Raw genomic sequence first — 5,186 nt, 5'->3', positions numbered from 1 at the left:
TAATAGCTCTTATTCTTGCTATAGTTTCACCAATCTTTTTGCTGATCCCCCTTGCAATATACTCGCTGATGAGGAGAGATTTCGTTTCCTACCTTGTTCTGGTGGCTACCCTTTTCATAGCTTCCTGCGAATTCTTTGCTATAGACACGAGGATGAACACCTACTTTAAATTCTACATTCTCTCGTGGGTTTTGCTAAGCGTTTCGGCTGGAATTTCCTTAGTAAGGATTTACGAAAGGAAGAAGGCGTTAGCCTTAGCTTTAGTTGCTTTAATGCTGATATATCCGGTTGTAGCGACTCCTGTGAGGCATTACAAGGCTGAACTAACGCTCGATGCGACGAAATTCCTCAAGGATTACAGTAGGGGAGATTACGAAGCAGCGATGTGGCTTAGAGGAAAAGAGGGAAGTGTTATAATTGAAGCTGCTGGAGACTGTTACACGCTTGGAGGAAGAATCGCTGCTGTTTCCGGCAAGCAAACCGTTGTGGCTTGGCAGTGTCATGAGGTGCAGTGGAGGAAAAATGGCTTAGAGTTGGCTGAGAGGATAGAGGACGTTAGAAAGGTTTACGAGTACGGGAACTGTTCTTTAGCTAAAAGCATAGCGGAGAAGTACAACGCAAGTTACATCGTCGTTGGAAAATTTGAGAGAGAAATGTACCGACTGAGAGAGAATTTCAGCTGCTTTGAGCTTGTTTTCTCTTTCGAAGGGACGAAGGTTTATGCGAAAAGGTAATATTCAGAAATGAGGTTTGTTTGAGCTAATGATCATTCCAGGAAGCAACGGATTTCTGGCTGTTAAAATTGCCAGAAGTTGTGGGGAGAACTTGCACTTAATAGAGCTTGAAAAGCTCAAATACGGGGAAAAGTACGTAAGACTAACTTTCGATGTCGAAGGGGAGGATGTGTACCTTGTGAACACTTTCCATCCGAATCCGGATGAGATAATTCTCGAAAACCTCTTTGTTGCCGAAGCCCTGAAAGAATACGGAGCTAAAAGAATTTACGGGATTTTCCCCTACATAGCTTATTCAAAAAAGGGTAAAAAGTTGATAAAAGGAGAACTTCCTCCTCTAAAAGTCCTTTCGAAGCTCTACGACATTTTCGAAAAAATGTACTCCGTCAACTTTTCGGGGGAGATGGATGTTGTGAACATCTCTGCCGCGGAACTCATAGGGGAGTACTTCGCTGAAAAGCTTGGAGAGAAGTGCATAGTAATCTCTCCCGATGAAACTTCCGAAGAGCTTGCGAGAGGCGTGGCTGAGAAGATAGGAACTGACTACGAGCTAATGAAGAAAATCAGAGTTGACGCTGAAAACGTTATAGTTTCGGCGAGGAGGATGAACCTTGACGGTTACGAAGTTCTCTTAGTGGACGATCTTATTTACACTGGAAGTTCCATGGTGCAGGCGATTAAACTTGTAAAGAAGAGCAACGTCAAGAGAATTCTCGTTTCGTGCGTTCATGCTTTAGCAGATATGCGGGATCTGCTGAATATCTACATTTCCGGGGCAGATGAAATCGTTGCCACTGACACCGTTCTAAGTTACGTGAGCAAAATAAGCGTGGCGGAGCTTCTCGCTGAAAAAGTCTTTTGATCACTTTATCTTATCCAAAACTATAGCTGGGCAAACTCTCTTTACACCTTCGATCTTCCCTATAACCTCGGAAAGAATTTTTGTCAACTCGTCTCCGTCCTTTGCTACTATCTCTGCCATTATCATGTGATCTCCGCTCGTGATATAGAGGGATTTTACGAATTCGTGTTCTCTTAACTTTTTAGCAACGTCCAAAAATTTGTCTGGCTCGGTATCGATACCAGTTAGAGAGATAACTCCGTATCCGGCTTTTTCGTAGTCGATTATTGCGGTGTATCCCTTTATTATCCCTCTCTCCTCCAAATTTTTCAGCCTCTTCCTTACGGCAGCCTCCGAAATTCCAAGTTCCTTCGCGATCTCAGTTAACGTCGCTCTTCCGTTTTTCACGAGAATTTCGATGATTTTTCTGTCTCTCTCGTCCATTAAAGTGTATTTTTCCATGCCAAAATTTAAATTTTTTCCTCTTGAGGTAAATAATTGAAACCAAAAAAGTTAAATATTCGAAACTAAAAGTAAAATTTGGTGATACGGATGAGGGAGATGACGAAGAAGTCTTTGAGTGAGGCGTTTGCAGGGGAGAGCCAGGCGCATATGAGGTACTTGATTTTTGCGCAGAAGGCGAGAGAGGAAGGATTCGAAAACGTGGCGAGGCTGTTCGAGGCTATAGCTTTTGCCGAATTCGTGCATGCGAGAAACCATCTTGAAGCTTTGGAACTCGTTGGAGAAACTAAGGAGAACCTCCAGACGGCTATAAACGGAGAGAAGTTCGAAGTTGATGAGATGTACCCAGCGTATAATGCGATAGCCGAACTTCAGAACGAGGGGAGGGCGAAGAGGAGTATAAAGTACGCTATCGAGGCTGAAAAGATACATGCGGCATTGTACTCTAAGGCTAAGCAGGCGGTTGAAGAGGGAAAGGATGTCGAAGTTGGCGACATCTACATTTGCGAGATCTGCGGATATACGAGCGAAAGCTTGCCAGAAAGATGTCCAATTTGCGGAGCTACCAAGGACAAATTCAAAAAGTTTTAGCAAAATAGAAAGATTTTTACCTTTCTAAATTTTTATTTAATACCGAGGTGATAAGATGGTAAGCGAGAAGCTTAAGAACTTGCTGAACGAAGCTATAGCAAGGGAAATACAGGTTTCGATTCAGTACCTCTGGCAGCATGTTTTGGCAAAGGGCTTTGAGGGAGAAACCGTTAAAGGAAAGTTGAAGGAGATCGCTATAACCGAGATGAAGCATGCAGAGGCTATAGCGGAGAGGTTAGCATATCTTGGAGGAACTCCGACAACAAAGCCGAACCCGATAACGATAGGAAACACCGTTAGAGAGATGATAGAAATAGACAAGGGAGAGGAGGAGAAGGCTATAGAACTTTACAAGGAGATAATAAAAGTTGCAAGGGAAGAGGGAGACATCACGACTGCGAAGCTTTTTGAGGAAATTCTTGCGGACGAGGAAGAGCACCACGACTTCTTCTCGTCACTGCTGGAGGGCTAAAAATCATGACAACAGAGGAAAATTTGAAAACTGCCTTCGCTGGAGAAAGCCAAGCTCACGTCAAATACTTAATTTTTGCGGAGTTGGCGAGAGAGAAGGGTTTGAGAAATCTCGCAAGGGTTTTTGAAGCCTTCGCCTTCTCTGAATATGTTCATGCGAAAAACCACTTCAAAAATCTGGAGAGCTTGGAAGATCCCGTAAAAGCTTTGGATGACGCAATTAAGGGTGAGACGTACGAAGTTGAGGAGATGTATCCGAAGTTCTACGACGAAGCAATAAAGGAAAAAGCGAAAAAAGCTGCAACGTCTTTTAGATGGGCAATGGAAACCGAAAAGAAGCATGCGGAGATTTACAAGGAGCTGAAGATTTTGGTTGAAAGCGGGAGAGATAAAGCCTACGATGAGAAAATATACGTTTGCCCAGTTTGCGGTTACATTTTCGTTGGAACTCCTCCAGACGTTTGTCCTCTTTGTAGTGTCGGGAAGGATAAATTCAAAGAGTTTTAGTGACCAAAACCTTCATAAGCCACCGCTTTTTATTTTTTTATAGTTGCCGGGGTTGCAGAGAGGCACTGCGCCGGCCTTGAGAGCCGGTGCCCGTCAAGGGCTCCTGGGTTCAAGTCCCAGCCCCGGCGTATTTTAAAAAGTTTATGTCGTTCCAACTCTCTATTTGTGGGTTTCTTCCTAATTTGTTTAATCACATCTGCTATGGCAATTCTTGCTACTATCAAACTTCTCCAGCTTAAAAAATAGGTTCTAAAAAGCAACACTATAAAGCACCTTACGACAGTATTTTTACTCTTAGCTGCGTATAGCCGAACTGATAACCGATTTTCTTTGCTCCTATGTAGTAGAGATCAGGTACAGTAAATTTGTGCGTTACAATTCCATTTGCGTCGGTTTTTCCGATGTAATTCAAATTACTTATAACATCTCCTGTAACCACAGCTTTACCGACTTCAACGTAGCCAACCCATGCTCCCTCTACTGGATTACCGTTTTCGTCTGTAACTTTTATCGTTACTGTTTGTCTTACTTTAGCTGGAGAAGGTTTAACCGTTACGAGCAACTTCGGTTTTGGTGTTGCAGTAGGCGTCGGAGTTGGGGTTGGAATAGGCGTTAAGGAGGGCGTGGGCGTTATTTCAGTCTCATTGTACTCGATTATTTCCGCTTCACCACTTTGAGTTTGAGTTGGTACAGTTATCGTGAGCCCTTTTAGCTCCTCTGCTTGTAAGACTTTGATTTTCTCAAAGGGAACTTCTATAGTCGTCACTTTCACGTCAATATAGGCTGAACCAGACGCTTTTAGTTCCACAGAGCCTTCCCTGGCAAGCTTTATCAGAGTCTCGATCAACCTCTTGTTCTCTATAGAAACAGGAATTTCAACAGTGGTTGTTCCACTTTTCCTTATTTCGATGTTCTTTTCCTCTCCTTTTCCAAGAAACTTGTAGCTGTCTCCTTCTTTGTAATAAAGATCAAAGGAAACTTTCGTGAGTTTCACCCCAAATGGATTGGGATTATCTACGATAACTCGGACTGAGAATGTAACTTGCTCGGTTGTTGCATTTTGGAACTTTATATCATCTATAGTCACTGTAGGCTTCTCAAATTTCGGTTTCTGGGAACATAGTGGAATCAGTGTTGCTATTAAAATTATCAAAACCACCGATCGCCATTGCATTCTCACACCCCCTATATCTACAATATTGCTGTGTTTACTACAAAATTTGCTATTATAAGATTTATCCTCTTGTAGTGTCTATCACAAAATGGAAGATTTGCTCGAAAGTGACAAGATTAAGCTTGAGATTCTTAAAATTCTTGCAGATAGAAAATTTTACTCGTTTTACAACCTATCAAAACAGTTAAAGACGAATTTTAGCACGATTAAAAAGAATTGTAAGTTTTTGGAGCTCCTCGGTCTTGTGGAGATCCAAGAAATAAAAAAGGAGGAAACTGCTACCGGTAAACCTCGGTATTACGTTAGAATTACCGATCGAGGTTTGGAAATCGTTGGAAAACTGAATTTTTCGTTTGTTCAATGAATGTGTTAGTTTTTTATTACTTTGATATTAAGCATGTTAAGG

The 5,186-nt window shown here is 42.2% G+C and carries 7 protein-coding genes, 1 tRNA gene and 1 pseudogene; 7 read left to right on the top strand and 2 right to left on the bottom strand.

Annotation, left to right across the window (positions count from 1 at the left end):
* Together F7C14_RS09850 and prs are read left to right on the top strand one after the other, a co-directional pair.
* A pseudogene (locus tag F7C14_RS09850) lies at positions 1-734 on the top strand (hypothetical protein); the annotation flags it as partial.
* A 28-nt stretch (positions 735-762) separates the two neighbouring features.
* On the top strand, positions 763-1,596 hold the full coding sequence (prs, locus tag F7C14_RS09845; protein ID WP_290902391.1) for a ribose-phosphate diphosphokinase: 834 nt from the start codon (positions 763-765) through the stop codon (positions 1,594-1,596).
* Here prs and F7C14_RS09840 read toward each other — a convergent pair whose 3' ends face one another.
* Complete coding sequence (locus F7C14_RS09840; RefSeq protein ID WP_290902387.1) at positions 1,597-2,019, bottom strand: Lrp/AsnC family transcriptional regulator; 423 nt, start codon at positions 2,017-2,019, stop codon at positions 1,597-1,599.
* 108 nt (positions 2,020-2,127) lie between these two features.
* Between F7C14_RS09840 and F7C14_RS09835 the strand changes: the two genes are divergently transcribed.
* From F7C14_RS09835 to F7C14_RS09820, 4 genes are all read left to right on the top strand, one after another.
* The gene (locus F7C14_RS09835; protein WP_290902396.1) at positions 2,128-2,628 is read left to right on the top strand and encodes a rubrerythrin family protein; all 501 of its coding nucleotides are present in this window, start codon (positions 2,128-2,130) and stop codon (positions 2,626-2,628) included.
* 55 nt (positions 2,629-2,683) lie between these two features.
* Positions 2,684-3,100, top strand: coding sequence for a ferritin-like domain-containing protein (locus F7C14_RS09830; protein ID WP_290902384.1), 417 nt, complete (start codon positions 2,684-2,686; stop codon positions 3,098-3,100).
* Between the two features lie 5 nt (positions 3,101-3,105).
* On the top strand, positions 3,106-3,606 hold the full coding sequence (locus tag F7C14_RS09825; RefSeq protein ID WP_290902381.1) for a rubrerythrin family protein: 501 nt from the start codon (positions 3,106-3,108) through the stop codon (positions 3,604-3,606).
* Between the two features lie 45 nt (positions 3,607-3,651).
* Positions 3,652-3,734: transfer RNA gene (locus F7C14_RS09820), tRNA-Ser, on the top strand.
* Positions 3,735-3,880: 146 nt separating this feature from the next.
* Here F7C14_RS09820 and F7C14_RS09815 read toward each other — a convergent pair.
* Positions 3,881-4,780 carry an LEA type 2 family protein gene (locus tag F7C14_RS09815; RefSeq protein WP_290902378.1) on the bottom strand — a complete coding sequence of 300 codons (900 nt, stop codon included), beginning with the start codon at positions 4,778-4,780 and terminating at the stop codon, positions 3,881-3,883.
* Positions 4,781-4,868: 88 nt separating this feature from the next.
* Between F7C14_RS09815 and F7C14_RS11145 the strand changes: the two genes are divergently transcribed.
* Positions 4,869-5,144, top strand: a complete 276-nt coding sequence (locus tag F7C14_RS11145) for a transcriptional regulator (protein WP_367114366.1) — start codon at positions 4,869-4,871, stop codon at positions 5,142-5,144.
* Positions 5,145-5,186 lie beyond the last annotated feature (42 nt).

Origin of the sequence: Ferroglobus sp., from assembly GCF_015521575.1 — an archaeon.
In the GTDB taxonomy this organism is placed as follows: Archaea; Halobacteriota; Archaeoglobi; order Archaeoglobales; family Archaeoglobaceae; genus Ferroglobus.
This window is presented reverse-complemented; position numbering and strand designations above follow the sequence as displayed.